23 protein-coding genes are annotated in these 26,237 nt (G+C 52.8%); 13 read left to right on the top strand and 10 right to left on the bottom strand.

The features are described 5' to 3' along the window. Positions 1–4: 4 nt before the first annotated feature. From RIC05_RS09330 to RIC05_RS09300, 7 genes are all read right to left on the bottom strand, one after another. Positions 5–1,240, bottom strand: coding sequence for a phenylacetate--CoA ligase family protein (locus RIC05_RS09330; RefSeq protein WP_350046855.1), 1,236 nt, complete (start codon positions 1,238–1,240; stop codon positions 5–7). A gap of 74 nt (positions 1,241–1,314) precedes the next feature. After that, positions 1,315–2,097 carry an ABC transporter ATP-binding protein gene (locus RIC05_RS09325; RefSeq protein WP_350047034.1) on the bottom strand — a complete coding sequence of 261 codons (783 nt, stop codon included), beginning with the start codon at positions 2,095–2,097 and terminating at the stop codon, positions 1,315–1,317. Positions 2,098–2,252: 155 nt separating this feature from the next. Next, the gene (locus RIC05_RS09320) at positions 2,253–3,497 is read right to left on the bottom strand and encodes an ABC transporter substrate-binding protein (protein WP_350046854.1); all 1,245 of its coding nucleotides are present in this window, start codon (positions 3,495–3,497) and stop codon (positions 2,253–2,255) included. A 106-nt stretch (positions 3,498–3,603) separates the two neighbouring features. Further along, on the bottom strand, positions 3,604–4,677 hold the full coding sequence (locus RIC05_RS09315; RefSeq protein ID WP_350046853.1) for a branched-chain amino acid ABC transporter permease: 1,074 nt from the start codon (positions 4,675–4,677) through the stop codon (positions 3,604–3,606). Between the two features lie 18 nt (positions 4,678–4,695). Beyond that, the gene (locus RIC05_RS09310) at positions 4,696–5,589 is read right to left on the bottom strand and encodes a branched-chain amino acid ABC transporter permease (protein WP_350046852.1); all 894 of its coding nucleotides are present in this window, start codon (positions 5,587–5,589) and stop codon (positions 4,696–4,698) included. A 61-nt stretch (positions 5,590–5,650) separates the two neighbouring features. Beyond that, positions 5,651–7,600, bottom strand: coding sequence for a long-chain fatty acid--CoA ligase (locus RIC05_RS09305; protein ID WP_350046851.1), 1,950 nt, complete (start codon positions 7,598–7,600; stop codon positions 5,651–5,653). Positions 7,601–7,602: 2 nt separating this feature from the next. Next, entirely contained in the window at positions 7,603–8,412 is an 810-nt protein-coding gene (locus tag RIC05_RS09300) for an ABC transporter ATP-binding protein (protein WP_350041643.1), read from the bottom strand. Between the two features lie 822 nt (positions 8,413–9,234). Here RIC05_RS09300 and acnA point away from each other — a divergent pair. From acnA to RIC05_RS09245, 11 genes are all read left to right on the top strand, one after another. Further along, a complete protein-coding gene (gene acnA, locus RIC05_RS09295; RefSeq protein WP_350046850.1) occupies positions 9,235–11,922 on the top strand; it encodes an aconitate hydratase AcnA in 2,688 nt (895 codons plus the stop codon). A 174-nt stretch (positions 11,923–12,096) separates the two neighbouring features. Next, positions 12,097–12,849, top strand: a complete 753-nt coding sequence (locus RIC05_RS09290) for a DUF1223 domain-containing protein (RefSeq protein WP_350046849.1) — start codon at positions 12,097–12,099, stop codon at positions 12,847–12,849. Positions 12,850–13,105: 256 nt separating this feature from the next. Then, on the top strand, positions 13,106–13,819 hold the full coding sequence (gene ccmA / locus RIC05_RS09285) for a heme ABC exporter ATP-binding protein CcmA (RefSeq protein ID WP_350046848.1): 714 nt from the start codon (positions 13,106–13,108) through the stop codon (positions 13,817–13,819). Then, positions 13,816–14,481 (top strand): heme exporter protein CcmB, encoded by a 666-nt coding sequence (gene ccmB / locus RIC05_RS09280; protein WP_350046847.1) that lies wholly within the window; start codon positions 13,816–13,818, stop codon positions 14,479–14,481. The genes ccmA and ccmB overlap by 4 nt, the downstream gene beginning before the upstream one ends. Positions 14,482–14,536: 55 nt before the next feature. After that, positions 14,537–15,325: a heme ABC transporter permease gene (locus RIC05_RS09275; protein WP_350046846.1), complete on the top strand. Its 789-nt coding sequence runs from the start codon at positions 14,537–14,539 to the stop codon at positions 15,323–15,325. Further along, a complete protein-coding gene (ccmD, locus tag RIC05_RS09270; protein ID WP_350046845.1) occupies positions 15,322–15,519 on the top strand; it encodes a heme exporter protein CcmD in 198 nt (65 codons plus the stop codon). Before RIC05_RS09275 ends, ccmD begins: the two co-directional genes overlap by 4 nt. 13 nt (positions 15,520–15,532) lie before the next feature. Beyond that, on the top strand, positions 15,533–16,021 hold the full coding sequence (ccmE, locus tag RIC05_RS09265; RefSeq protein ID WP_350041436.1) for a cytochrome c maturation protein CcmE: 489 nt from the start codon (positions 15,533–15,535) through the stop codon (positions 16,019–16,021). Between the two features lie 131 nt (positions 16,022–16,152). Then, a complete protein-coding gene (locus tag RIC05_RS09260; protein WP_350046844.1) occupies positions 16,153–18,240 on the top strand; it encodes a heme lyase CcmF/NrfE family subunit in 2,088 nt (695 codons plus the stop codon). Then, complete coding sequence (locus RIC05_RS09255; protein WP_350041438.1) at positions 18,237–18,773, top strand: DsbE family thiol:disulfide interchange protein; 537 nt, start codon at positions 18,237–18,239, stop codon at positions 18,771–18,773. The genes RIC05_RS09260 and RIC05_RS09255 overlap by 4 nt, the downstream gene beginning before the upstream one ends. Further along, a complete protein-coding gene (locus RIC05_RS09250; protein WP_350046843.1) occupies positions 18,770–19,270 on the top strand; it encodes a cytochrome c-type biogenesis protein in 501 nt (166 codons plus the stop codon). Before RIC05_RS09255 ends, RIC05_RS09250 begins: the two co-directional genes overlap by 4 nt. Before the next feature lie 46 nt (positions 19,271–19,316). Next, entirely contained in the window at positions 19,317–20,033 is a 717-nt protein-coding gene (locus RIC05_RS09245; protein WP_350046842.1) for a tetratricopeptide repeat protein, read from the top strand. Between the two features lie 14 nt (positions 20,034–20,047). On the opposite strand, the gene RIC05_RS09240 is transcribed toward RIC05_RS09245, so the two are convergent. The 3 genes from RIC05_RS09240 to RIC05_RS09230 all read right to left on the bottom strand — a co-directional run bounded on the left by RIC05_RS09240 (position 20,048) and on the right by RIC05_RS09230 (position 23,327). Then, positions 20,048–20,326 carry a hypothetical protein gene (locus RIC05_RS09240; RefSeq protein ID WP_350046841.1) on the bottom strand — a complete coding sequence of 93 codons (279 nt, stop codon included), beginning with the start codon at positions 20,324–20,326 and terminating at the stop codon, positions 20,048–20,050. A gap of 17 nt (positions 20,327–20,343) precedes the next feature. Beyond that, positions 20,344–22,107 (bottom strand): lytic transglycosylase domain-containing protein, encoded by a 1,764-nt coding sequence (locus RIC05_RS09235; RefSeq protein ID WP_350046840.1) that lies wholly within the window; start codon positions 22,105–22,107, stop codon positions 20,344–20,346. 323 nt (positions 22,108–22,430) lie between these two features. Continuing rightward, positions 22,431–23,327 carry a uracil-DNA glycosylase gene (locus RIC05_RS09230; RefSeq protein WP_350046839.1) on the bottom strand — a complete coding sequence of 299 codons (897 nt, stop codon included), beginning with the start codon at positions 23,325–23,327 and terminating at the stop codon, positions 22,431–22,433. 274 nt (positions 23,328–23,601) lie between these two features. Here RIC05_RS09230 and RIC05_RS09225 point away from each other — a divergent pair, with 274 nt between their 5' ends. Then, the gene (locus RIC05_RS09225) at positions 23,602–25,239 is read left to right on the top strand and encodes an electron transfer flavoprotein-ubiquinone oxidoreductase (protein ID WP_350046838.1); all 1,638 of its coding nucleotides are present in this window, start codon (positions 23,602–23,604) and stop codon (positions 25,237–25,239) included. Positions 25,240–25,443: 204 nt separating this feature from the next. After that, positions 25,444–26,067: a DJ-1/PfpI family protein gene (locus RIC05_RS09220; RefSeq protein ID WP_350046837.1), complete on the top strand. Its 624-nt coding sequence runs from the start codon at positions 25,444–25,446 to the stop codon at positions 26,065–26,067. The last annotated feature ends 170 nt before the right edge of the window (positions 26,068–26,237 follow it).

The following is a 26,237-nucleotide window of genomic DNA, read 5'->3' as shown; positions in this document are numbered from 1 at the left end:
CTAATCAGGAATGGTCGCGGCGATCATCGATAACCTTACCGTCATTTGGCAGAGTACCAGCGGGGTTAAACGCCACCACCCCGCGCAGTTTGCAAACACTGGCCATGGTTTCTTCAATCGCATTGATATCAGCAGACGCTTGATCGCCTTCGCACAGCAACGTCATCACGTCATTATCGCTTTCACGTGTAACAACAAGGCGGGCCTTGTCAATTGCCGGATGGCGTTTGATAATTTCGGCAACCTGTTGCGGATGAACAAACATGCCTTTGACCTTGGTGGTCTGATCCGCACGCCCCATCCAACCTTTGATCCGGTCATTGGTTCGGCCACAGGGGCTTGGCCCATCGGCAATCGCGGATAGATCCCCGGTCGCAAACCGGATCAGCGGATAATCCATGTTCAGCGTGGTCACCACGACTTCGCCAACTTCACCATCGGCAACGGGTTCCCCGGTGCCGGGACGAACGATTTCCAAAATGATATCTTCGGCAACAATCATGCCGCCCTTGGCATCGCTTTCATAGGCAATCAGGCCAAGGTCCGCACTGGCATAACATTGCAGCATTTCAATATCGCGCTCGGCAAACCAATCGCGCAAGGCTGGCGGCAATGCTTCGCCAGATACCAAAGCGCGCTTGATCGACGAGATATCCGAACCAAGTTCTTCGGCCTTTTCGATCAGGATTTTCAGGAATGACGGTGTTCCGCTGTAACCGGCTGGTTTCAGGTCACTAATCGCTTTGACCTGTGCTTCGCTTTGTCCGACACCTGCCGGAATGACAACGCAGCCACAGGCACGTGCGCCACTGTCAAAAATAAATCCACCCGGCGTCAGATGATAAGACAGGCAGTTATGAACAATATCGCCCGGACGGAAACCCGCGGCAAAGAACGCGCGGCCCATGCGCCACCAATCATCGCCCTTACCCTGTGGGTCGTAAATCGGGCCGGGGCTTTGGAACAGGCGGGCCATTGCCGGAACCGGCGTCGCGTTCAGGCCAGCCAATGGTGGTTCGTTGGCCTGCACATCAATCAGATCGGATTTGCGCGTGACCGGCAATTTTGCTAGTGCGTCGCGTGAGTTGACGGTTTGTGGATCAATGTCGGCAAGAATACGCCCATAACCGGCTGATTTGGATTTTGCATGATGCAGAATGCGAGGCAATGCTGCCATCAACCCTGCTTCACGGTCTGCGGGTTTTCGCGTTTCACGGCCGTCATAATACGTCTTAAGCATCTTGCCCGTCTTTCATCCAAACTCGCCAAACACACTAAGGTCTCTACGTTCAAGCACAGACCTTAACATGGTTGTTACAGCCAACGTTTGCGGCGTTTATATGATTTAATGTTCTTAAAGCTTTTGCGGTCTTCCGACCCACCGCCAAGATAGAACTCCTTGACGTCTTCATTGTTCAGAAGCTCGTCCGCCGTGCCATCAAGAACAACCTTACCGCTTTCCATGATGTAGCCATAGTCCGCAACCTTAAGCGCAAAGTTGGCGTTCTGTTCGACGATCAACATGGTGATGCCCTGTTCGCGATTGATCTTTTCGATAATCCCGAACACTTCCTTGACCAGAAGCGGCGACAACCCCATTGACGGTTCATCAAGCAAGATCATTTTCGGACGCGCCATCAAGGAACGGCCAATCGCCAGCATCTGCTGTTCCCCACCCGAAAGATACCCGGCAAGACCGGTCCGTTCTTTCAAACGCGGAAAATAGTCAAACACCATCTCGATATCGTCTTTGACGCCCTTGTCCTTGCGGGTATAGGCGCCGAGGCGCAGGTTTTCGATACAGGTCATATCTTCGATGATGCGGCGGCCTTCCATCACCTGAAACAGGCCGGACCGCACGATATCTTCTGGATTTCCATTGGCAATTTGCTTGCCCATGAAACTGATATCGCCACGGGTCACTTCGCCGTCTTCGGTTTTCAGCAACCCGGAAATGGCTTTGAGTGTTGTTGATTTACCAGCACCGTTCGGACCAAGAAGGGTTACGATTTTGCCTTGTGGGACCTCCAACGATACCCCGCGCAGGACAAGGATCACCTCGTCATAAACGACTTCGATGTTATTGACCGACAGCATCGGTTCAGCAGTCTCTATTTTGCCGGCGGGTTCTGACATGGTGTCCCCTTCGATTTATCGCTTGGTGATCTCCCGCTGCCGGAGACAAGGCATCTTGCACTTTATGCCTTGCCTCCGAACAGTCAGGGAGACATTCGTCTGTCTTGACTTAGGTCTTAATAACCAAGCCAGTCGTCACGACGCGGCAGGGTAACAGTCGTAACTTTTTCGACCGTTGCTTCGCCGCCTTTTGCCGTACCTTTATAGATATTGACGGTGTTGATGCCGCGATGGTCTTCGGCAGTCCAGGTTGCTTCCATGCAAACACCTTCAAGACCTTTTGGCACCCACATCTGACGGGCATACATGCCAGCCTTGATGTTTTCACCCGTGATCCCGCCATTTGCCTTTGCCCATTCCATGGCTTCTTTCATGTAATAGGCCGAGCAAATGCCACGGATATAGTGATGGGTGCGGAACTCTTCGCCCGAGCTGTCAGACATTTTCGAAATTTCGCGTACCAGATCCATGCCCGGAACGCCTTCGTCAGTCCAGAAGCTGGTCATCGCCGGGAAGATGTAGTTATCAACATCGCCGATGGTTTTGAGCGTCTCATAGTCACCCGCCCAGATGTTCGCCAACCATTTCGGGGTTGCGCCAACCGTGTCACAGGATTTCACCAGCGACACTACCGACGGACCAAGATTGCCAAGGTAACCATAATTTGTCCCGGCTTCTTTCATGGTCAGGCACTGTGCTTTGAAATCGCCCGGCTTCATCGAAACCACAACAGGTGCTGTTACTTCAAAACCAAGTTCGGTTGCGTATTCGGCACACGCTTCTTTCGGGGCATTCGGATATGGATGGTTATCCCCGATATGCGAGAAGATCGGCTTGCCTGTACCGCCCGACTGTTTCCAGTCTTCTGCTGCCCACTGTGCCATTGCACGGCACGCATCAGAATAGGAAGCACCATAGAAGAAGTTATAAGGTGCCGGTTTGGCGGTTTTCGGATTTTTGGCCGTCGGATCGGTCAGGTGACCGGAATAGGATGCGGAATAGACCGGCACTTTGTCTTTGGCGACAAAGCTGATCAAAGCTTCGGTATCGCCCGTGCCCCAACCTTGCATCGCAACCATGTCGTTGCGCGAACGCCATTTCTTGTAGTTGGCAATCGCCTGCGGAACTTTATAGGCATAATCAACCGATTCTGAATCCAGAACCGTGCCATCAATCCCGCCATGCGTGTTGATATAGGATAGCGCATCGCGCACACCATCGGCATAGAACTTGCCGATGAAGCCGGTTGCACCCGTGATATCCATCAAGTGACCGACAAATACCATATCGTCATCTGCTTTGGCTGCCGAGAACGACAAGCCGGTCGCAACCATCGCGGTTGCAGCAATCAGTCTTTTCATAACGACGTCTCCCTTGAACGTTTTCATCAAAGATAGCCTCCCGGTCTCCCCGTTTTTTGGTCCCGGCCCTTTGATTTTTAAAGCGGGCCGGGTTCGGGGATCTGTATCAGTACGAGAAGGGATAAAGCTTCCAGTACGCCCTGATCTGTTGCCAACGATGGGCCAGCCCATCGGGTTCAAAGATCAGGAACAGGATGATGGCCAGACCAATTGCCATCTCCTTGATATAAGCCAGCCCGTCGGTCACTGCCGTCGAACTTGCCCATTCAAAAACGCTTAATGCGCTAACACCGCTTTCCATGACTTCCGGGAGCAACACCATAAACACTGTGCCCATCAACGTTCCTTTGACCGAACCAAGACCACCGATAATGATCATGCCGAGGAACTGGATAGACAAAAGGATGGTGAACCCTTCGGCCGAGACAAAGCCAAGATAGTGACCATAGATCGCCCCGCCGATACCGGCATAGAAGGACGATATGGCAAAGCTCATCAGACGATATTTCGTCAGATTGATGCCCATGATTTCAGCCGACAGGTAATGATCACGTACCGCCACAAACGCACGACCATCACGGGTCCGCATCAGATTGGTGCCCAAAAGATACATCACCACCAGGAAAAACAGGCAGACATAGAAGAAGCTGATATCGTCGTAGACCTCATAGCCAAACACGTTGATCGGGTTGGCTGCTGCGCCTGATGACCCACCGGTAAACCAGTCGGCCCGGGCAAAGAAATCTTCCAGAATGAACTGTGCGGCCAATGTGGCAATCGCCAGATACAACCCCTTGATCCGGGCGGCAGGCAAACCGAACAGCATGCCAACCGCGGCTGTCATCAAGCCTGCAAGCGGGATCGACAACAAGACCGGGATACCGGTGGTATTGTTAATCCACGCAGACGCAAACGCACCAAACCCGAAAAAGGCCGCATGCCCGAGTGAAATCTGGCCGGTAAAACCAACCAGAATGTTCAACCCCAGGGCCGCAATCGCAAAATAGGAAATCTGGATGAACAGATTGACGTAATAGCCATCGAGAACAAACGGGATCATCGCAACGGCAAAAATGCCAAGGATCGCCGCATTGCGAATATAGGTCGTATCGAAAATGCGGGTATCCTGACGATAAGTCGTTCGAAAATCACCGCAGGGACGTATCGAAAATCCAGCCATAGTATATTTCCCCGTCCCTTAGATACGTTCGATGTCTTTGGTGCCAAACAGGCCATATGGCTTGATGCACAGAATAATGATCAGCACATAGAACGGTGCGATCGAGAACAGGTTGCCCCAATGCAGGTACTGGCCATCGACAAACTCGGCTGTGTTTTCAAGCAGCCCAATGATCACGCCGCCAACGATGGCCCCGACAATCGAATCAAGCCCGCCCAAAATCACGGCCGGGAAAACCTTGATCCCGATAACTGAAAGTGCGGATGACACCCCGTTGACCATGCCGATCACGATCCCGGCAATTGCCGATACCAAGGCCGAAATGGCCCAAGACATGGCAAACACGGTTTTGACCGAAATACCCAGGCTTTGTGCGACCTGCTGATCAAAGGCAGTTGCGCGCATCGCAAGGCCAAGCTTGGAATATTTAAAGAACCAGTAGAACCCGGCCATGATGAACAATGAGATGACAAAGCTCATGATATAGGCCGTCTCGATCTGCATCCCTAAAATGTTGACCGATCGGGTCTCAAACACCTGCGGATAGGTTGCAGTTGTCGCCCCGAAAATCCATTTGGTCGCAGCCTGGAAAAAGATCGAAAGCCCGATGGTCACCATGATCACGGAAATGATCGGTTCACCAATCATGGGGCGCAGCACCACCATTTGCAGAACGATGCCAAACACCATCATAAAGATCAGTGTGAACAGGAAGCCCATCCAGAAGGGCATATGCATTTCGACAAGAAACGCATAACAAACCCACGCCCCGATCAGAAGGAACTCGCCTTGGGCAAAGTTAACGATCTGGGTCGATTTATAAATCAGAACGAAACACATGGCGACGACGCCATAGAGTGTCCCGACAATCAACCCGTTCAGCAGAAGCTGGAACAGAAGTTCGAAATTCATGTTGCCATCCCTGTAATGGCGGTCCGCGGCCTTAGGCCGGGACCACAGTTTTCCTGCGACCTTATTCGGCTGCTTTCGGGGTCGTCTGTGCGACCTTGCTGTCATCAAGATCGACAACTTTGACACTTGTCTGGATGCGGGTTTTCGACCCGTCCTGGAACGTGATCATTGTGTCGATATCCACCTTTTCATTCCCGGCATAAACAGCATCGATGATGTCGGCATATTTTTCGGCAACCACCCCACGGCGCACTTTGCGCGTCCGGGTCAGTTCGCCGTCATCGGCATCAAGTTCCTTGTAAAGCAGAAGGAACCGTTTGATGCGCTGGGCTTCCGGCAAGGTTTTGTTCACCTCGCGGATTTCCTCGACAATCATGTCATAGACCTGCGGCTGGGCAGAAAGGTTGGTATAATTGGTAAAGGCGATCCCGCGCTGCTCGGCCCATTTGGCCATGATCGAATAGCGGATACAGATCATGGTGGACAGGAACGGCAGATCCTTGCCAAGGATCACGGCCTCGGCAATGAATGGCGAGAATTTCAGTTTGTTTTCAATAAACTGCGGCGAATAGCGCACCCCGGTCGAGGTTTCCGCCAGATCCTTCATACGGTCAATCACCACAAGGTGTTTGTTGTCCTGCTTGAAGTAGCCTGCATCGCCCGTATGCATCCAGCCATCCTTGACGTCTTCGTCATAGGCCAACTGGTTTTTATAGTAACTGGTGAACATGCCCGATGTCCGGGCAACGATTTCGCCAACACCGTTTTCATCGGTATTGATGACTTTGATTTCGGAATTATCAAAGGCAATGCCGACCGTATCGAAATCAATGTCTTCGGGTTGATGGATGGTATAGGCACCACAAAGTTCGGTCTGGCCATAAAGCTGACGCAGCGGAACCCCCATCGCATGGAAGAATTTGAACGTTTCCGGCCCAATGGCTGCACCACCGGTTGCAGCGGACCGCAAATTGGAAAAACCAAGTCTGTCCTTAAGCGCGTTCATCAAAATGATGTCGGCGGCCTTGGAATGACTGCCTCTGTCCAAGGCGGTCCGGGCCAGTGACATGCCAAAATCAAACATCTTTTGTTTGAACGGCGTTGAATCCATCATCCGTGCGCGCACATCAGCCGCAATGGTTTCCCAAACGCGCGGGGCCAACAGAACGAAATTCGGGCCAATTTCGCGCAGATCGGCCATCATGGTTTCCTGCTCTTCGACGAAATTGACGATCTGACGGCTGATCAGGGACTGGCCGACCACATAGACCTGCTCCATAATCCATGGCAGCGGCAGAACCGACACATAATCGTCGCCCGGATATTTCGGATCGGCACGCAGATATGCGGCACAATGATCAAGAAAATCACCGGAATTAAGCATCGCCATTTTTGGCTTGGACGTAGTACCCGACGTGGTGCACAGGATTGCGCATTCATCTCCGCGGGTATCTGCGACCATCTGGTCATAAATACCGGGGTTCTTTTCTTCGAGTTCGCGGCCCATTTCATAGAGCTTTTCCACATCCAGAAGACGCGGATCGTCATATTTGCGCAAACCGCGCGGGTCGCAATAAACGATATGTTCGACAGTCGGGATATCGTCGCCAAGTTCGATCAGCTTGTCACACTGCTCTTCATCTTCGGCGATCAGGATACGTGCGCCTGAATACGTGATCAGATAGGCGACTTCTTCGTGCAAGCTGTCCTGATAAAGACCAACCGACATGCCGCGCAACGCGTGTGCAGCAACTTCGGCCCAAACCCATTCAGGGCGGTTTTCACCGATGATGCCGACAACATCGCCCTGACCAACGCCAAGCGAACGCATGCCCAGCGTCATCCATTTGACGCGGTCGTTATAGTCTTTCCAGGTGAATTCCTGCCAAATGCCGAATTCCTTTTCGCGCATGGCGGTTTCACCGCCCCAGTTGCGCGCGTTATAGGCAAGGACCTTTGGAAAAGTATCAAGCGACTGAACGTCGGCATATTCCGGGATATTTTTGCTCATGCTCAGGCCACCTGCTCGTCTTCATCTGTCTCGTCGTCTTCTTCGCCGAGATATGCTTTTTTGACGTGTTTGTTGGCCATCACCTCGTCGGGAAGGCCTTCGGCAATCTTACGGCCAAAATCAAGAACCATCACCCGGCTGGAGATATCCATCACCACACCCATGTCATGTTCGATCATGACAACCGTCATGCCCCATTCTTCATTGAGGTCGATGATGAAGCGCGCCATGTCCTCTTTTTCTTCGAGGTTCATGCCCGCCATCGGTTCATCAAGCAGGATCAGATCAGGACGCAAGGCAACAGCGCGTGCAAGCTCAACACGTTTGCGCAAACCATATGACAGGGTTCCTGCAGTCGCCTTGCGGATGTGGGAAATCTCAAGAAAATCGATCACGTCTTCGCAGAAACGACGGTGTTCAAGTTCTTCTTTCTGCGCCCCACCGAACCAGTATAGCGGCCCGTTCATAAAGTTGTTCTTCAACAGGTGGTGGCGCCCGACCATGATGTTATCAAGGACATTCATGTGCCCGAACAATGCAAGGTTCTGGAACGTTCGCCCGATACCAAGTTCGGCCCGGTCATTCGGCTTAAGCCCCGTAACATCCTGTCCTTTGAAGGATACTGATCCCGTGGTCGGCGCATAACGCCCGGACACACAGTTCAGCATGGATGTCTTACCGGCACCGTTTGGCCCGATGATGGAAAAAAGCTCGCCCGGCTGAACGGAGAAGCTGACATCACTCAGCGCACGCACACCGCCAAAAACAAGCGAGACGTCGCTAATCTGTAAAATAGGACTCTGTGACGTCATATTGTCGCTTATCCTCCCTGACTTGGGCCGCAAATGCCGCAGAACCGCAATTCCGGTTCTTTATTGGCGAATTATGTAAGCCGCTTTTCAGTTTCCCTGATCATGTGTCGGATTTTTATGCGACCCTGACCTTACGGAAACCGGGCCTGACACATTTAATAAGCATTTAAGTACCAATTTCAGCATATTGCGTCAATGCAATGATATGCAAGGGGTTGGGACCTTTGTACATATTCGCAACGCACAATTATTGTCGAAATGACCAAGAGACATCTTTCTACCCTTGATTACGTAACGTTATCGGACCACCACCTAGGGAAATTGCAGCCTGAAAACGCCGCAGTGCAAAATTTATATTCGATCCTGCAGCGCACAATCTTTGCTTGAATATGGGATAGATTAACCCCGAAACCGCGCATTGAAACGCACAGATCTGCATCGATTCGCCCCGCAAACTGCCGCGTCGGATATCTTTTCAGTCTGGCAATCGCGTTGCCTGCCCACTATTGGCTCGTTTCCAAATGCAGCAAACAGACTCGGGCCTTGATATCCACCTATTGAAAGGTGAATAGCTACCGCACATATCGACTAAAGGTTTTTCTATGCTTGTTGTAATTTGCCAATGTGCTGAGATCAGCGGGTTTTCCCCAATACCCCTTCACTGGGTCTGGACTTTCATAGTGATTTGTGGTGTAACCCCGTTGCTCATGTATATGTAGCCGTGACCCGCGTCACGTAACATAGATAGCCCACCGCTCGGCGCTCCGACGGTCGGGGTGTCTTGTCACGACAAGCCCTTTTAACCACCTTGAGGAGGGTCTGATGTCCATTTGTGGCAAAGACAACCTGAAAACGCGCCGCACGCTGAATGTCGGGGACAAGTCCGTCGATTATTACAGCCTGAAAGTAGCTTCCGAGAAATTCGGCGACGTTTCAAAACTTCCCTTCACGCTGAAAGTCGTTCTTGAGAACCTTCTGCGTTATGAAGATGATTTCACCGTAAAAACCGACGATGTCAAAGCTGTTGTTGACTGGCTCAAAGAGCGCAAAAGCAGCCACGAAATCAACTATCGTCCGGCCCGCGTTCTAATGCAGGACTTCACCGGCGTTCCAGCTGTTGTTGACCTTGCTGCGATGCGCGATGCCGTCGTTAAAATGGGTGGTGACGCCCAGAAGGTGAACCCGCTTTCACCGGTTGATCTCGTCATTGACCACTCGGTCATGATCGACTTCTTTGGTACCGACGACGCACTCGACAAAAACATGGAAGTCGAGTTCGAACGTAACGGCGAACGTTATGGTTTCCTGCGTTGGGGCCAGAATGCGTTCAACAATTTCCGCATCGTCCCACCGGGAGCAGGCATCTGCCATCAGGTAAACGTCGAACATCTTGCCAAAGTCGTTTGGACCGGCACCGATGAAGACGGGAAAACCGTTGCATATCCTGATACCCTTGTCGGGACCGACTCACACACCACCATGGTGAACGGTCTTGCCGTTCTGGGTTGGGGTGTTGGTGGTCTTGAAGCCGAAGCCGCAATGCTTGGTCAGCCGATCTCGATGCTGATTCCTGAAGTCGTCGGCTTCAAGCTGACCGGCTCGATGAAAGAAGGCATCACCGCAACTGACCTTGTTCTGCGCGTCGTTCAGATGCTGCGTGAAAAAGGCGTTGTTGGCAAATTCGTCGAATTCTATGGCGATGCGCTGGCAAACATGAGCCTGCCGGACCGTGCGACCATTGGTAACATGGCCCCGGAATATGGCGCGACTTGTGGCTTCTTCCCGATTGATGACGAGACGCTTAACTACATGCGTTCGACTGGCCGTGACGAAGACCAGATTGCTCTGGTTGAAGCATATGCCAAAGAACAGGGCATGTGGGGCGACCCGGCACATGAAGCTGAATACACTGCAACGCTTGAACTCGACATTTCAACCGTCGAGCCGGCCCTTTCAGGTCCGAAGCGTCCGCAGGACCGTGTTCTGCTGAAAGATGCTGTTTCCAGCTTCAACAACACCTTTGCCGACATGGCACCGGGTGTTGATACCAACCGTTCTGTCCCGGTTTCGAATGAAAACTTCGAAATGAAAGACGGTAACGTTGTGATCGCTGCGATCACCTCTTGCACCAACACCTCGAACCCGAGTGTTTTGATTGCAGCAGGTCTTCTGGCGAAAAAAGCTGTTGAACTTGGCCTGACCAGCAAGCCGTGGGTGAAAACCTCGCTCGCACCGGGCTCCTTGGTTGTTGCTGATTATCTGCAAAAAGCCGGCCTTCAGGAATATCTCGATAAGCTTGGCTTTAACGTTGCCGGTTTCGGTTGCACCACCTGTATTGGTAACTCCGGTCCGCTTTCGGCACCGATTGCCGGTGCAATTGAAGACAAAGACATGCTGGTAACGGCTGTTCTGTCGGGTAACCGCAACTTCGAAGGTCGTATCAGCCCGCACGTCAAAGCAAACTATCTTGCTTCGCCGCCGCTGGTTGTTGCCTATGCCCTTGCCGGCAACCTGAAGATCGATCTTAACAACGATCCTCTGGGTACTGACAAAAACGGCAAAGACGTCTTCATGAAAGACATCTGGCCGACCAACAAAGAGATCGCAGACACCATTGCGTCTTCGATCTCTGCAGCGATGTACAAAGATCGTTATGACAACATCTTTGCAGGTCCGAAGCCTTGGCAGGCCATCGAAGTCACCGAAGGCGAAACCTTCGCATGGGAAGACAAGTCGACCTATGTGCAGAACCCGCCTTACTTCGTCAACATGGCGAAAGAACCGGGTGACTTCACCGATTTCCATGGTGCGCGTCCGCTTCTGATCCTTGGTGATTCTGTCACCACCGACCACATTTCTCCGGCCGGTTCGATCAAAGCAGAAAGCCCGGCAGGTGAATACCTGAAGGATAACGGTGTTGCTGTTTCTGACTTCAACTCCTACGGCGCACGCCGTGGTAACCACGAAGTCATGATGCGCGGCACATTTGCCAACATTCGTATCCGTAACGAAATGGCACCGGGCACCGAAGGTGGTGTTTCGGTTCATTACCCGTCTGGTGAACAGGGCTGGGTTTATGATGTTGCCATGCGTTATCAGGCAGAAGGCACCCCGTTGGTTGTCGTCGCCGGTAAAGAATACGGCACCGGTTCGTCGCGTGACTGGGCAGCAAAAGGCACCAATCTTCTTGGCGTCAAAGCTGTTCTGTCCGAAAGCTTTGAGCGTATCCACCGCACCAACCTTGTCTGCATGGGCGTCTTGCCGTTGCAGTTCAAAAATGGTGAAGGCCGTGCGACCTACAAGCTTGACGGTACCGAAGTCTTCGACGTTATTGGCATCGCCAACGGCATCACGCCGATGCAGGACGTTACCGTTCGCATCACGCGCACAGATGGCAGCACTGAAGAGTGCATTGCCACCTGCCGTATCGATACCGAGAACGAAGTTCTTTACTACCAGAATGGCGGCATTCTGCAGTTCGTTCTGCGTAACATGATGAAAGCTGCCTGATTTCAAACTGAAATCATCAGCTGACTGATATGACACCCCGCCGGTTTCCGGCGGGGTGCTTTTTTGTCTCCCGGAACGATCTTAAAAGTACGGGAAGTTGATCGCGTCCGTCTTTTCCGCTCCCGCCGTTTTCAACGCCTTGTGATTAGCGGGTGATGGTGTTTTTGAGGCATCATGACCGGCATGAAACATACGCGCCCCATCCTATCCGCACTTATATTGGCTGCACTGACCTTTGCCGGCCCGTCACAGGCCGCCGAAGGCACTGTGCCCCGTGCCGTTGTCGAGCTTTATACCTCGCAAGGGTGCAATTCCTGTCCGCCGGCTGATCGTGTTCTTTATGAGCTAAATCAGGAAGATCATGATCTTCTGGTCCTGTCATATCATGTCGATTACTGGAATTATCTGGGCTGGACAGATCCGTTTTCAGATGCCCGTTACAGCGACCGTCAACGCGACTATGCCAACCGCATGCGGGAACGCTATGTCTATACTCCGCAGATCATTATCAATGGCGATAACGTGGTCAGGGCGACGGCAAAAAGCCAGATCGCATCGACAAGTGCGTCGGTTGATCCGCTTTTGGCTCTGGCCGATATTCAGGTAAATGTTATCGACACCACCCAACCGGCAACAGGGACTGTGTCCCTTCACAATGGAAACGTGGCCTCACGCCATCAGAATACTCAAATCTGGTTGGTCGGGTTTGACCGCGAACATCAGCGCGATGTTTTATCGGGCGAAAATGCCGGCAAACGTCTGGTCCATGCCAATGTCGTCCGTGAAATGGTCAGTCTCGGCGCTTGGGATGGCACGACAAAGCAAATCCCCTTTGCCATGACCGCCGCCTGTGATGGTGGGGTCGCCATTCTTGTTCAAGATGGCCGTGGTGGTCCGATCATTGCGGCATCCATGATCCGGTTCTAACCCATCATCCCATCCAAACTGCATTCTTATGACATCTGAGTGGTCTGTCACGCGCCCACCAGACCGGTCACTGTTTGGTGACCCGACCGATAAGAATGAGCCCATTGCGCCGTCATCGGCATTGCATGGATTGATTTGAAACAAAGTCAACGTCATCAATGTCGGTTAAAGCATGAATAATAAACCATAACACGTTATAGAATGACCTGAACGCGACTGAGATCGAGACTGGGTTTAAGGCAATTGAACGGGTTACATGGCAGACTTTAAGGGTTCTGATTTGACCTGCCTGCGCGGCGAGCGACTGGTATTTGGCGGCCTTTCCTTTGCTGCCATGTCCGGGGATGCCATTATGCTGCGCGGACGCAATGGTGCGGGTAAATCAAGCCTGCTGCGCGTCATGGCAGGGTTATTGCCCCCCCGTTCGGGTGCCATCGACTGGGACGGCGAAAACATTGCCGATGACAAAATCGCCCATCATGCCCGCTTGCAATATCTTGGCCATCAAGATGCGACCAAGCCGGTTTTATCAGTCCGTGACAATTTGCGGCTTTGGGGTCAATTGCGGGGTGTTTCCGACCTTGATGCTGAAATAGATGCCGCCCTTCATGCCCTTGATATCCATCATCTTGCACGGATCACTGGTCGATATCTTTCAAGCGGCCAAAAACGCCGCACCGCCCTTGCCCGCATTCTGATCGGCAAAAGCGATCTTTGGTTGCTTGATGAACCAACTGTTGGCCTTGATCGCGAAAGCTGTGCCGAACTTTCCCGCCTGATTGCAGATTTCCGTGCGACCGGCGGCATCGTGGTTTATTCGACCCATATTGATCTTGATATCAATGCCCCCGCCATTCTTGATCTTGATGACTTTGCCATCCCGATGGTCGAATGGCTGGCGGAACATTCGGATCAGGGGGAAGACGAACGCAGCCACCACGCCACCTCCGCAAAGGAGGCCGCGCAATGAACGGCTTTATGGCGATCTTGCAACGTGACTTGCGCCTTGCCCTGCGTCAGGGGGCGGATTCCGTGATGGTGGTGGCGTTCTTTATTGTCACGACCACCCTGTTTCCTTTTGGTGTCGGACCCGAAGCCAACATCCTTGCCCGGATTGCCTCGGGCGTGATTTGGGTTTCTGCATTGCTTGCCGCCATGCTCTCGCTTGAGCGTATTTTTCAAACCGATTATGAAGACGGTACGCTTGAACTTCTGGCCCTGTCGCCGGTATCCATGGAAATACTGGTGCTGGGCAAGGTTCTTGCACACTGGTTGACCACCGGCCTGCCGTTAATCATTGCCGCCCCCTTGATGGCGGTGATGCTGAATATGGATCAAAGCGGCTTTGTGACCTTAATGATCGCCATGTTGCTGGGCACCCCGGCCCTTAGTTTGATTGGGGCGATCGGGGCTGCCTTGATTTTAGGCGCACGTCGTGGCGGTGTATTGGTATCGCTTCTGGTCTTGCCGCTTTATATTCCCATTCTGATATTCGGGGCAGGTGCCGTTGAAGCGGCCCTTCTTGGAATGTCGGCAACGCCACATCTGCAAATCATGGGGGCGATCCTTTTACTGACATTGGCTGCCACGCCGTTTGCAACCGCCCATGCGGTGCGACTGGCAATCGAATAACAGAACACTAAACAGGACGCCCCACTGCGGTTCACCGCACTACGGACGAGAGAATATGCATCGCTTTGCCAAACCAAGTGTGTTTTTGAAGTTTACCGACCCGATCCTGCCGTGGCTGGCGGGGGTAACCGCCATTCTGATCGTGACGGGTCTTTACTTCGCATTGTTTGCATCCCCGATTGACTATCAACAGGGCGATACAGTGCGGATCATGTATTTGCATGTTCCAGCCGCCTGGATGGGATTGTTTTGCTATGTCGGCATGGCAATTTGCGGCGCGATGAGTTTGATCTGGAAGCATCCGCTTGCCGATATCTGTGCGCGTGCCACTGCACCGATTGGCGCGACCTTTACCGCACTTTGCCTGATTACCGGATCGCTGTGGGGCGAACCGATGTGGGGGACCTGGTGGGTATGGGATGCCCGCCTGACATCGATGCTGATTTTGTTGTTCCTGTATCTTGGCTATATTGCGCTTGTGAATGCTTTTGATGATCCAGAACGCGGATCAAAGGCCGGATCGGCACTGGCCCTGATCGGGGCGGTCAATGTGCCGATTGTCAAATTCTCGGTCGATTGGTGGAATACACTGCATCAGCCAGCATCAATTGTCCGCATGGACGGACCAACGATTGATCCCAGCATGCAATTGCCGCTTGCGCTGATGATCCTTGGATTTACCGGCTATTATTTTGTTGTTTTGATCTTGCGGGTACGGTTGGAGCTAAATGAACGGCGTATCCGTGCCTTGCAGCTTTCAGGCATGTTTGATCAAGGCCGTGATCAGACCGGCAAGAATGATCCAAACTATGACACGGGTCACAACGCGGAGACCAACCAATGAGTGAGTTCTTCTCAATGGGGGGCTATGGCAGTTATATCTGGGGAAGTTATGGGGTCACCGCGATTGCGATGATCGCACTCCTGATTGCAACGCTGCGCGGATTGCGCGCCAGTCGGCTTGAACGTGAACAGCTTGAAGCCGTTTTGCAATCACATCGCCCACGCAAAAACAAAAAAGCCGATAAGGCACCCTGACCGGAGACGCATTGTGTCACTTTCCCGCGCAAAAGCCCGTAAACGTCAACGCATGTATATGATCGGGGCTGTTCTTTTGGCCGTTGCCGGTGCTGCGGCCCTGCTTCTGACGGCGTTTGAAGATTCCGTTGTCTTCTTTTTCAGTCCGACCGAGATCGTCGAAAAATCCCCGATAGACCCGGATCAACGTTTGCGGATTGGCGGGCTTGTCGTTGAAGGATCGGTTGCTAAGATGGCGGATGGTCAAACCATTGCCTTTGTCGTGACCGACATGGCGCAATCGGTTCCTGTGTCGTTCCGGGGTATCTTGCCTGATCTGTTTCGCGAAGGTCAGGGGGTTGTCGCAGAAGGCCATATGAGTAACGATGGCACCTTTGTTGCGTCAGAAGTTCTTGCCAAACACGATGAAAACTACATGCCGCCAGAAGTCGCCGAATCCTTGAAGAAAAGTGGCTACTGGGAAGAAATCGAAGCAAAAAACGCCGAACAAATGCGCAATTAAGCCACATTCTGCCGCGATAAAGTCCGGCCATACGCGCAAGAAAACACGGCTGCGACCTTATTCCTGTGATGGTAAAATCCAACAGGTCGATGAGGTCGCCGGGGAACAAATTGGGGAAGCCTTAGACGGAGATGCTTGCAGAGTTCGGACATTTTGCCCTGCTCCTGATTGTGGTGACAGGCCTTGGTCAAGCCGTACTGTTTAGCCCGCTTTGGCTGCGTTCAGCTTTACGCACGTCTATGCAAAGCACGTCTGTATCTTTGGCGAATGCACCCAACCTGAACAGTGATGGCACCGCTTCTCTAACATCTTCTGCAATCGACTTTACCCCACAACCGGCTCATTTCCTGATCCTGCCAATCGGCATCCTTGTTTTGGCTATTACTGCCGAGGCCGCCCTTTTACATGCCTTTATCGTCAGTGACTTCAGTCTGCCGATTGTTGCCGATGTCAGCCATTCATCCACCCCGCTTTTGTTCCGGATTGGTGCCGCCTTTACCCCGAATGGCGGGGCGATGCTTTTGTGGTTGTTGGCGATTTCCTTGGCCAATGGGGCACTGGCCGTTCAACTTTTGCGCCAATCAAAACAGATCCCGGCCGCTCAGGCCGATGAACAGCTTGCCCATACCGCGCTATCCATCCTTGGCCTTGTCATCGCGGTTCTTGGCATTGCGACATTAATCGATGCCGATCCATTTGCGCGCATGGCTGTAGCGCCACTTGATGGCCGTGGCATGAACCCGCAAAGTCAGGACGTTTTACGCGTACTGCGCGAACCGTTCCTGTATCTCGGCCTCGCCGGGCTTGGGGTTATTTATGCCCTTACACTGTCTGGCTTGATCGGTGGCAAGCTTGATCGGCGCACCGCAGAGACCATGCGCTTTTGGACAATTTCATCCTGGCTTGCGCTCAGTGCCGCCATCGCAATCAACGCCTATCGGTCCTATAGCCAACAGGCATGGGGCAATTGGTGGTATTGGGACACAGCAGAAAACAGCCTGCTGTTGCCGTGGTTGATCGCAACCGCACTCATCCATTGCCGGGCCGTTCTTGAGAAAACCGAAACCCTTAAATTCTGGACCGCGTTTCTTGGTATATCCGCACTGGCACTTGGTTGGTTTGGTGTGTATCTGACGCGTTCTGATCTTTTCGGGCCCCCGGCTGAAACGCTTGTACAAAGCAGCAACAGCATCGCCCTTTTGCTTGGCTTTTGTGTCTTGTTTGCCGGGGCCTATTATCTGTTCTGGCGAAGTACAGAGCAAATGACAGAAACCCGGACATTCGGGCTTGTCTCGCGTGAAAGCGGCATGTTCTTAAACAGTGTCATATTGTCGCTTATTGCTGCTGTTGTTTTGATCGGGACCATCTATCCGCTGGTTCTGCGCTGGGTCAGCGGTGAAAACATTACGGTCGGCGCCCCGTTTTACGTCGAGGTCCTTGTACCCATCGTTGTACCCATGCTGTTCCTGATGGGATTTGCACCAACCGTGCGCTGGCGTCAGGATGAATTGTGGCTGATTGGCGGTCGGATGAAGCTGGCCGCCATCCTGTCCCTGATTATTGTTCTGTTTGTCTCGATCCGCTTTATCGAATTGCCCCCTGCACCGCTGATTGGTATCGGACTGGCGGGCTGGATTTTGACCGCATCGCTAAGTGATCTTTGGGCCCGGCTTTGGCACCAACCCGACCATGGTGAAAGCAAGTACCGCAACCTTCAACTGCTTGGTCCACGCTATATCAGCATGACCTTGGCCCATATCGGTTTGGCAGTTGTGATTGCCGGGGGTGCGGCCAGTAGTCTCTGGGAAGAACAAGTTGTCGTTTCCGCCCGTGCCGGGCAAAGCATTCAGGCTGGTCCCTATAACCTGCAATATGAAGGCGTTTCCCTTCTTGCCGGTGAAAACTACGCCACACGTCAGGCTACTTTTATCCTGTATCGCAATTCTCTTCCGGTTACGGAACTTTTCCCAGAAATCCGCTATTACCCGATCCGCGGTGTTGAAACACGCGAAGCGGGCATCTGGCATGGGCGCGATGGGGATTTACACGTCTCGGTCGGGGATCGTGCCGATGATGGCGGGCGGATTGTTTCGGTCCGTTTCCTGCCGATGATGCCATGGGTTTGGACCGGGATGATTTTGATGTTGATCGGTGGCAGCATTAGCATCCTTACACGCATATTCCTGCGCCTTCAGAAGACTGGAGTTTCCACTTCATGAGATTTTCGCTTGCTGTGATCCCACTGGTTCTGTTTGCGGCCCTTGCCGGGGTGTTTTTGCTTAATATCGACAAAGATGCATCTGTCGTCCCATCGGTTCTGATCGACAAACCGGCCCCGGATTTCTCATTGCCGCCCCTACCCGGTCGCGAAAATGGTTTGTCGCGCGCTGATCTGATCAAGGGTGAGGTATCTGTTCTGAATGTTTTTGCCAGTTGGTGCATTCCATGCCGGGCAGAACACCCATTGATCAAACGCCTGTCGCAAGAAGCCGGTGTTTCTGTCTTTGGCCTGAACTATAAGGAAAAAGACCCGCAGGACGGGGCCAAGTGGCTTGATGAGTTAGGCGACCCTTATCAGGCGGTCGGTATGGATCTGTCAGGGCGTACCGGGATTGATTTTGGGGTTTACGGTGTGCCGGAAACCTTCATCATCGATGGCACAGGACAGATCAGATACAAGCATGTAGGTCCGGTGACACCTGATGTGCTTGAAAAGGTTCTCCTGCCCAAAATCGCGGAGTTAAAAGGATGACCAAACGTCTGTTGATATTGATTGCCGGACTTGGGTTATTGCTGCCGTTTTTGGCAACGACACCCGCTTGGGCAGTTAATCCCGATGAAATGCTGACCAACCCCGTTCTTGAACAGCGTGCCCGTGACATCAGTCAGGAGCTGCGCTGTCTGGTCTGTCAAAACCAGTCCATTGATGATTCGGATGCCGAACTTGCCCGCGATCTTCGCATCCTTGTCCGCGAACGCCTGATCGCAGGGGATGAAAATGAAGAGGTCATTGACTATATCGTCGCACGCTATGGCGACTATGTATTGCTAAACCCGCCGCTGAAACCAGAAACCTATATCCTGTGGGCCAGCCCGGCCGTTCTGACTATTCTGGCTTTGCTGGCGGTCTTTGCATTCTATCGTCGCAAACACCGCGAAGCGAGTGGGACGACAGCATCCCTGTCGCGTGACGAACAGGACCGTCTTGACGAAATCCTTGGCACGTCCAAAGAAGACGGCAAGTCCTGATGAATTACCTGGCCCCGACATATAAACAATCCATCGGAGGTTTCCGGTGATTTGGATTGGTTTGTCTGTTCTGGCTGTGCTGGCCTCATCTGTCCTGTATGCGAGCTTGCCGAAAAGCAACGATCAAACGTTTTCAGTCCGCAGACTGGCGTTTGCGACAGCGCCTGTTGTCGCGGCCCTTGGCATTTATATATTGATTGGCAATCCGACCCTTCCCGCCCAGCCATATGCTGATCGCGCCGGTGAACGCAATCTTGCCGCCGCTGCTGCCGTGGCAGGCAATGTAACTGATCCAAACTACAAAACAGACCAACAGATCCGACGCCTGCTGGATCAAATTGTTCTCTCGCTTGAAGTTAATCCCCGTAACCTACAAGGGTGGATTGCCCTTGCACGTGGGTCTTTGCGTCTGGGAAATATCGAGCGCGCGGTTGCGGCCTTTGCGCAGGGCTATGCACTTTCGGGGCATAATCCGCTTCTGGCGATTGAATATGCCGATACCCGTATCACCGCACAGAACGGTCAGATTGACAGCACATCGCGCGATCTGGTTTTGCATGCCCTGGGCCAAATGCCCAACCATCTTCTTGCGCGTTACTATTATGGCATGATGCTAAAGCAAAATGACAAACCGCAGCAAGCGCTTCGGGTGTTACGGGATCTTTATCGTGACCTGCCCAAGGATGATCCACTGGGCAATGCCACTGCAACTGAAATCCAGTCCTTGCAAGCTAAAACAGACGCGCTTACAGACGCGCAATAAGGTCGTGCGTCACATCAGGCGGCGAACAGATACAAAATACCCAGAAGCCCGGTGACAACCATCAACAATGTCCCGCCCAGTGCAATCAGCTTCATGATTGGATGAAGCTGGGCCAGATCACTTTTCTGTTGTGTGGCGTTGTCCCCTGATCGATCTTCTTCAAACCGGCGCAAAGCTTCTTCGCCGCTCATTAGCGGCATTTTGATCCGGTCAAGAACCGTTCCCTGATCCGGATTTCGGTCCTGCACCTGATGGGGTTTGGATCGGGATTTTTCGGCGTCTTTGCCTGTCATGTATCAGATGCTTGGACTTAACGCTGCGCGGTCAGGCCACGATCACTATTCTGATCCTGTGGCTGATATGTTGGCCATTGTCCTGCCGCCAAAAGATCAAGCGATGGTGCTTCCTGCCCGAAACGGGACCGATACATCCAAAGATTGGCCATCACACGTTCGATGAACAAACGGGTTTCACGCGACGGGATGCTTTCAATGAAGTAAAGCGGATCGACGTTATCTTTCAGCGCCTTCTGCCAACGACCAAGGTTGCCGATGCCGCCATTATAGGCCGCCATCAATTGTAGAACCCCGTTATCAACACCGTTTTGTTCAAGCAAGTGATCAACATATTTCTGTCCAAGTGACAGGTTGATTTCCGGCTCATACAGTTCAGCCCGTTTGGCCCCACGATAGCGGGTATTGCCGATATAGCTTGCGGTTGCCGGCATCAATTGCATCAGACCACGCGCACCGGCATGGCTGCGGGCATCGGTGTTAAATCCTGATTCCTGACGCATGAATGCATAGATCAGGGCGCGGTCAACTTCATAGCCACCTTCTGGTGCCCATGGCGGAACCGGATAAAGCGCATTCACAAACACATCACCGGTCTTCTGCGCGATGTAGCTGCCCAAACGCATGGTAAGGGAGGCAAAGTTTGCGGTATCGGTCAGGGCCAAAACGGCACGGCGCAGCGAATCATCATCCTTGGCCGCAGCTTTACGTAATTCACGTTCGGCTTCGTCACGCTGACCAATTTGAAGCAACGCAAGCGACCGGCGACCATGCGGATCAAGCTTTAACTTGTTCGCGCGATTTCCATCAAGCTCAAGGTTATCCCAGTCAAAGACATCATCGCGACCAAGTGCCCGCATCGCAAGCTGACCATAGAACGAGCGCGGATATTCCGCAGCCCGGTTCAACATGGCATCGGCATCTTCAAATCGCCCCGCAGCCAAATCAATACGCCCGGCCCAGAACGCCCCTGCGGTTCGTGTCCAGCTTGAGGCATATTTATTGGTGCTAAGTGCAGCGAAATGCTGATGCGAGACATCCATTTTGCCCAGACGCCATGCGGTCAATCCGGCCGTCCAATGGGCTTGCGGCAAGTATTTACCCGACCGCTTGGCAGCTTCGCCAGCATATTTCAAAGCCAGATCCGGCTTGCCGAAATAATAATAGCCTGAGGCAATCGATGTGCGTGCCTGATCCTGTTCATAGGCATCAAACAGGCGTTTGGCTTCCTGGCTTTCAAGAACCTGCAACGCACCGGTCGGCCAGCCATCGCCAATGCGTTGACGAATACGACGCTTTAGCACCGACAGACGTGAACGTTGCTTCGATGTCAGGCTTTTGGTCGATTTATGGTAATAAGGCGTGATGTTTTCATAGTCATAGCCCGCACCCGAAACGTAATTGCCAACCGGCTTTTTCGGGTAGTTGGCCGAACCGCGGCGGGTCAGCGCAAGCTTGTAAATGCGCGACGCCTGCGGATGATCGGCATAGCTTGCCAACCAGTCTTTTAATTCTTTGTAGCGTGACCGATAAGCCGTCGGGTGCAGATAACGCTGCGCCAGAACATGGCCCATAAGCACTTCATCAGACAGGCGCGAAATCAGCCGGTCGGCGTCATCCCAGCGGCCCTGCTCCTGTACGGCAAAAATCTGCTCATACAGTTCGGCATCGCGATCAGAAAGTGGTTTGGGAATAAGGATCGATAATGCGTCATCCAGCTCAGGATTGCCCAAGGCCGCCTGTTCTTGCGTGTCTGCGACAGCAAGTGACGGCGCAGCCATGAATGCCATGACGCCAAATAACACGACAAAGAAACCCTGCCTTAGTGTGTTTCTCACACCCGGCAGGCTTGGTCTTATTGCTTCGATCAAAATCAGTATCCCCAACGAGGCTTTGGTTTTAAGCCGCGTGTTTATCCCGAAGCAGTTTGGTCTCGCAACCCGTTGCCTGCGGTGTTCCCCCCGGTGCAACGACATTGGTTATAACAGCAAGCACCGAAACCGCGAAATGATTTATCTGGAATCAACCACTTGTCATGATTGACTTTGACCCTGCCAGACGACTGCATATCACCCATGCGTACGCTAACTTTATCGCTAATTTGTTAAAGCTTTTGCGCAACCGCACGCAAATCACGCCAAGCAAGGCGTTTTTGTTCCGGGGTTCGCAGCAAATAAGCCGGATGGAACATCGCGGTCAGATCGGCCTTGGCACCGTCGCCAAAGACCATTTCCTTCCATGTCCCGCGAAGACGCGTGATACCGCGGTCTTCTTCCATCAGGGCCTTGGCAGAACTTCCGCCCAGACAAATAACAACCTTGGGGCTGATCAGTTCAAGATGACGGCGCACGAACGGCTCACATACGGCGATTTCTGCCGTTGTTGGCTGCCGATTTCCCGGCGGACGCCATGGCAATATATTGGTGATATAGACTTCTTCACGCGAAAGCCCGATGGATCGCAGCATCGCATCCAGAAGCTTTCCACTTGGCCCGACAAAAGGCTGCCCTTGGCGGTCTTCTTCTGCCCCGGGGGCTTCGCCAACCAGCACCAGCCTGGCTTCGACATTGCCATTGCCAAAGACGGTGTTGCTTGCAGACTTCTTAAGCGCGCAGCCTTCAAACTTCTCGATTGCGTCTTTTAACTCCGCAAGACTGGTTGCGGCAGCAGCCGCATCACGGGCCGACTGACGGGCTTCGTGTGGGGTATCTGAGAGTAAAAAGCCACCATCCGCACCGGGCGGCATCGGCACAGCCCCACTTGCTGGCGCAGCAGCAGGTCGCGCAGCAGGCGAAGGCGCAGGACCATTGCGGCTGGCACGCGGGTTAGGCGCGGCAAAGCCGGGACGGTTGGCGGCATTCCGGCTGAGGCTTTCTGACGCTTTGAAACGGTCAAGTGGCTCGTCGGCAATTGCCTCGTCCACACCCATTTCATATTGCCAAACAAGGGCCTCGAACGGGTCGAGCGTATTTATATCAAAATCTGTAATTGGTTTGCTCATCTACACAAAGGCGATGTAACTTGCACCGCAATTCGCATCACTGGCGTGTCTTTCACAGGACCATATACGATTATGGGTCCTTTACGCCAGAGTACAAACGCGACGCTGGTCATGACAATGGATTGTCAATCGATCCCATGATCGGTATAGCTTGATCCATTGCGATATATTTGAGAAATCAGGGCTTGGGCGAGACTCTGATCGGTGAATAAAGGCCTTTGACCAACGAACGGAAACAGTTCGACACGGTTAACGGCCCAAGGAGAGAGGCCAAATGGAACGCGAATCCATGGAATTTGACGTGGTCGTCGTAGGTGCCGGTGTGTCCGGTCTGTCGGCTGCCATTAAACTGATGCAACTCGCCCAGGAACAGGAAAAAGAGATCACCGTTTGTGTGGTTGAAAAGGGCTCCGAAGTCGGCGCCCATACCCTGTCTGGTGCCGTGATGGAGCCCCGCTCCATGAATGAACTTTTCCCGGACTGGAAAGAACGCGGTGCGCCGCTGAACGTTCCTGCCGGCAAGGACGAGTTCATAATGTTGAGCGAAACCGGCTCGCAGAAACTCCCGACCCCGCCGCAGATGCATAACAAAGGCAACTACATTGTCAGTCTTGGCAATGTCTGCCGTTGGCTTGGTGAACAGGCCGAAGCACTTGGCGTCGAAGTGTATCCGGGTTTTGCTGCTGCCGAAGTTCTGTTTAACGACGACGGTTCGGTCAAAGGGATTGCCACGGGGGATATGGGCCTGACGCGTGATGGCACGCCGGGTCCGAACCATGAACCGGGCATGGAACTTCATGCAAAATATACCTTCTTTGCCGAGGGCTGCCGTGGATCGCTTTCCGAACAGCTGATCAAGAAATTTGATCTGCGCAAGAATTCAGACCCGCAAACTTATGGCATCGGTATTAAGGAACTTTGGGAAGTTGATCCCGAAGTCCACAAAGAAGGCCTGATCCAGCATACAACCGGTTGGCCGCTTGATAAGGACACCTATGGCGGGTCGTTCCTGTATCATCTTGATAACAATCAGGTGGTTGTCGGTTTTGTCATCGGTCTGGATTACGAAAACCCGCATCTCAGCCCGTTTGATGAATTCCAGCGTTTCAAAACGCACCCGAAAATCCGCAAGATTTTCGAAAAAGGCCGTCGCATTTCATACGGCGCACGTGCGCTGAACGAAGGTGGCTTCCAGTCGATCCCGGATCTGGTTTTCCCCGGCGGATGCCTGATCGGTTGTTCGGCAGGCTTTATGAACGTGCCAAAAATCAAAGGATCGCACACCGCGATGAAGACCGGCATGCTGGCTGCCGAGGCCGCGTTCGAAGCCCTGACAGCGGACGAAGTCCCGGCACAGATGGACAGCTACCCGCAACGTCTAAAAGACAGCTGGGTTTATCCGGAACTGCACAAAGTGCGCAACATCCGCCCAAGCTTTGCCAAATGGGGCTTCTGGGGTGGTATGGCCTACAGTGCGGTTGATACCTATCTGTTGGGCGGCAAGGCACCGTGGACATTTAAAAACCATGCAGATCATTCCTGCCTGAAGCCTGCGTCCGAGATGCCAAAGATTGACTATCCGAAACCTGATGGCGTGGTCAGCTTTGACAAACTGTCGTCTGTCTTCCTGTCAAACACAAACCATGGTGAAGACCAGCCTGTGCATCTTACCCTTAAAGATGACAGCGTTCCGGTATCCACCAACCTTGTGGTCTATGACGGGCCAGAAGCCCGTTTCTGCCCGGCCGGGGTCTATGAGTTTGTCGAAGACGAAGACAAGGGTGGTCAACGCCTGCAGATCAATGCACAGAACTGCGTGCATTGTAAAACCTGCGACATCAAGGACCCGACCCAGAACATCGTCTGGGTTGTGCCCGAAGGTGGTGGCGGACCAAATTACCCGAACATGTAAGCCACCTGGCTTTCCTCATACAAAAAGACCCGCTATGTGCGGGTCTTTTTCTTTTGGTATGATGATTGGGATCAACCCATTCACAAATCATGTTTCCAAACAAAAGCCGTCTGAAAGTCCTATTCCCCTAAATCAGTTTTTCCTTGTGCATGCTGCAATCTCCGCGTTCAATGCCTTCCCCTTTTAAGCAGCGGTGAAGATGCTATGAAGATTGCAATCGTGACACTCGATGGTTTTAACGAACTTGACAGCTTTGTTGCCCTGTCGATTTTAAACTGGGCCAAGGCTGATGGTATCTGCGCTGAAATCACTGCACCGGGCGAGACCGTGACATCGATGAATGGCGTGACTGTCACCGCGCAAAAGCCCCTGTCATTTGTGAAAGATGCAGATGCGGTGATACTCGGCAGTGGCATTTATACCCGCGAGCATATCAATGATACGGCCATCACACGTGAACTGTTGCTTGATCCGGAACGCCAACTGATTGGTGCGCAATGTTCTGGCGTACTGTTCCTGTATCGTTTGGGGCTTCTGCCAGCGACCATCACCACCGACACGAAAACCCGCCCGATATTGGCCCGAACCGATGCCATCATCGAAGACCGGCCATTGGTTGCACAGGGCAACATCGTCACCAGTGGTGGCTGCCTGTCATCAAGCTATCTTGCCGGATGGTTCTTGGCCAAGGCCGTCGGATTGGACAAGGCAATGTCGATCCTTGAAACCGTCGCACCGGTTGGACAAAGGTCCCAATTTGGCAAACAGGCCCGTGAAATCATTAGCAAACAACTCGATATTCCGGCAAAGCGCCCGCTTTACTGCTAAGCAGCCCTCCTGCCTCAACCGCCAATTTCTGCGCTTTGGCAAATGTATATCGCATTCCATCTAACTTGCGCCGCGCTGCTTGTTGCAAATGCTTTGCCTTATAATTGCCGACTGAGTAGGCTAAACCCGAAATTCAATGTGGTGTTGATCAATCGTTGATGACACCGAAC

Source organism: Thalassospira sp., assembly GCF_040218635.1.
GTDB lineage: Bacteria > Pseudomonadota > Alphaproteobacteria > Rhodospirillales > Thalassospiraceae > Thalassospira.
Note: the sequence above shows the minus strand (reverse complement) of the source record. Positions and strands in the feature narration are given on the sequence as shown.

Excerpts from the sequence above, each read along its gene's own strand:
- RIC05_RS09330 (WP_350046855.1), bottom strand. The coding sequence starts at position 1,240 with ATGCTTAAGACGTATTATGACGGCCGTGAAACGCGAAAACCCGCAGAC.
- RIC05_RS09325 (WP_350047034.1), bottom strand. The coding sequence starts at position 2,097 with ATGCTGTCGGTCAATAACATCGAAGTCGTTTATGACGAGGTGATCCTT.
- RIC05_RS09320 (WP_350046854.1), bottom strand. The coding sequence starts at position 3,497 with ATGAAAAGACTGATTGCTGCAACCGCGATGGTTGCGACCGGCTTGTCG.
- RIC05_RS09315 (WP_350046853.1), bottom strand. The coding sequence starts at position 4,677 with ATGGCTGGATTTTCGATACGTCCCTGCGGTGATTTTCGAACGACTTAT.
- RIC05_RS09310 (WP_350046852.1), bottom strand. The coding sequence starts at position 5,589 with ATGAATTTCGAACTTCTGTTCCAGCTTCTGCTGAACGGGTTGATTGTC.
- RIC05_RS09305 (WP_350046851.1), bottom strand. The coding sequence starts at position 7,600 with ATGAGCAAAAATATCCCGGAATATGCCGACGTTCAGTCGCTTGATACT.
- RIC05_RS09300 (WP_350041643.1), bottom strand. The coding sequence starts at position 8,412 with ATGACGTCACAGAGTCCTATTTTACAGATTAGCGACGTCTCGCTTGTT.
- acnA (WP_350046850.1), top strand. The coding sequence starts at position 9,235 with ATGTCCATTTGTGGCAAAGACAACCTGAAAACGCGCCGCACGCTGAAT.
- RIC05_RS09290 (WP_350046849.1), top strand. The coding sequence starts at position 12,097 with ATGACCGGCATGAAACATACGCGCCCCATCCTATCCGCACTTATATTG.
- ccmA (WP_350046848.1), top strand. The coding sequence starts at position 13,106 with ATGGCAGACTTTAAGGGTTCTGATTTGACCTGCCTGCGCGGCGAGCGA.
- ccmB (WP_350046847.1), top strand. The coding sequence starts at position 13,816 with ATGAACGGCTTTATGGCGATCTTGCAACGTGACTTGCGCCTTGCCCTG.
- RIC05_RS09275 (WP_350046846.1), top strand. The coding sequence starts at position 14,537 with ATGCATCGCTTTGCCAAACCAAGTGTGTTTTTGAAGTTTACCGACCCG.
- ccmD (WP_350046845.1), top strand. The coding sequence starts at position 15,322 with ATGAGTGAGTTCTTCTCAATGGGGGGCTATGGCAGTTATATCTGGGGA.
- RIC05_RS09260 (WP_350046844.1), top strand. The coding sequence starts at position 16,153 with ATGCTTGCAGAGTTCGGACATTTTGCCCTGCTCCTGATTGTGGTGACA.
- RIC05_RS09255 (WP_350041438.1), top strand. The coding sequence starts at position 18,237 with ATGAGATTTTCGCTTGCTGTGATCCCACTGGTTCTGTTTGCGGCCCTT.
- RIC05_RS09250 (WP_350046843.1), top strand. The coding sequence starts at position 18,770 with ATGACCAAACGTCTGTTGATATTGATTGCCGGACTTGGGTTATTGCTG.
- RIC05_RS09240 (WP_350046841.1), bottom strand. The coding sequence starts at position 20,326 with ATGACAGGCAAAGACGCCGAAAAATCCCGATCCAAACCCCATCAGGTG.
- RIC05_RS09235 (WP_350046840.1), bottom strand. The coding sequence starts at position 22,107 with ATGGCTGCGCCGTCACTTGCTGTCGCAGACACGCAAGAACAGGCGGCC.
- RIC05_RS09230 (WP_350046839.1), bottom strand. The coding sequence starts at position 23,327 with ATGAGCAAACCAATTACAGATTTTGATATAAATACGCTCGACCCGTTC.
- RIC05_RS09225 (WP_350046838.1), top strand. The coding sequence starts at position 23,602 with ATGGAACGCGAATCCATGGAATTTGACGTGGTCGTCGTAGGTGCCGGT.
- RIC05_RS09220 (WP_350046837.1), top strand. The coding sequence starts at position 25,444 with ATGAAGATTGCAATCGTGACACTCGATGGTTTTAACGAACTTGACAGC.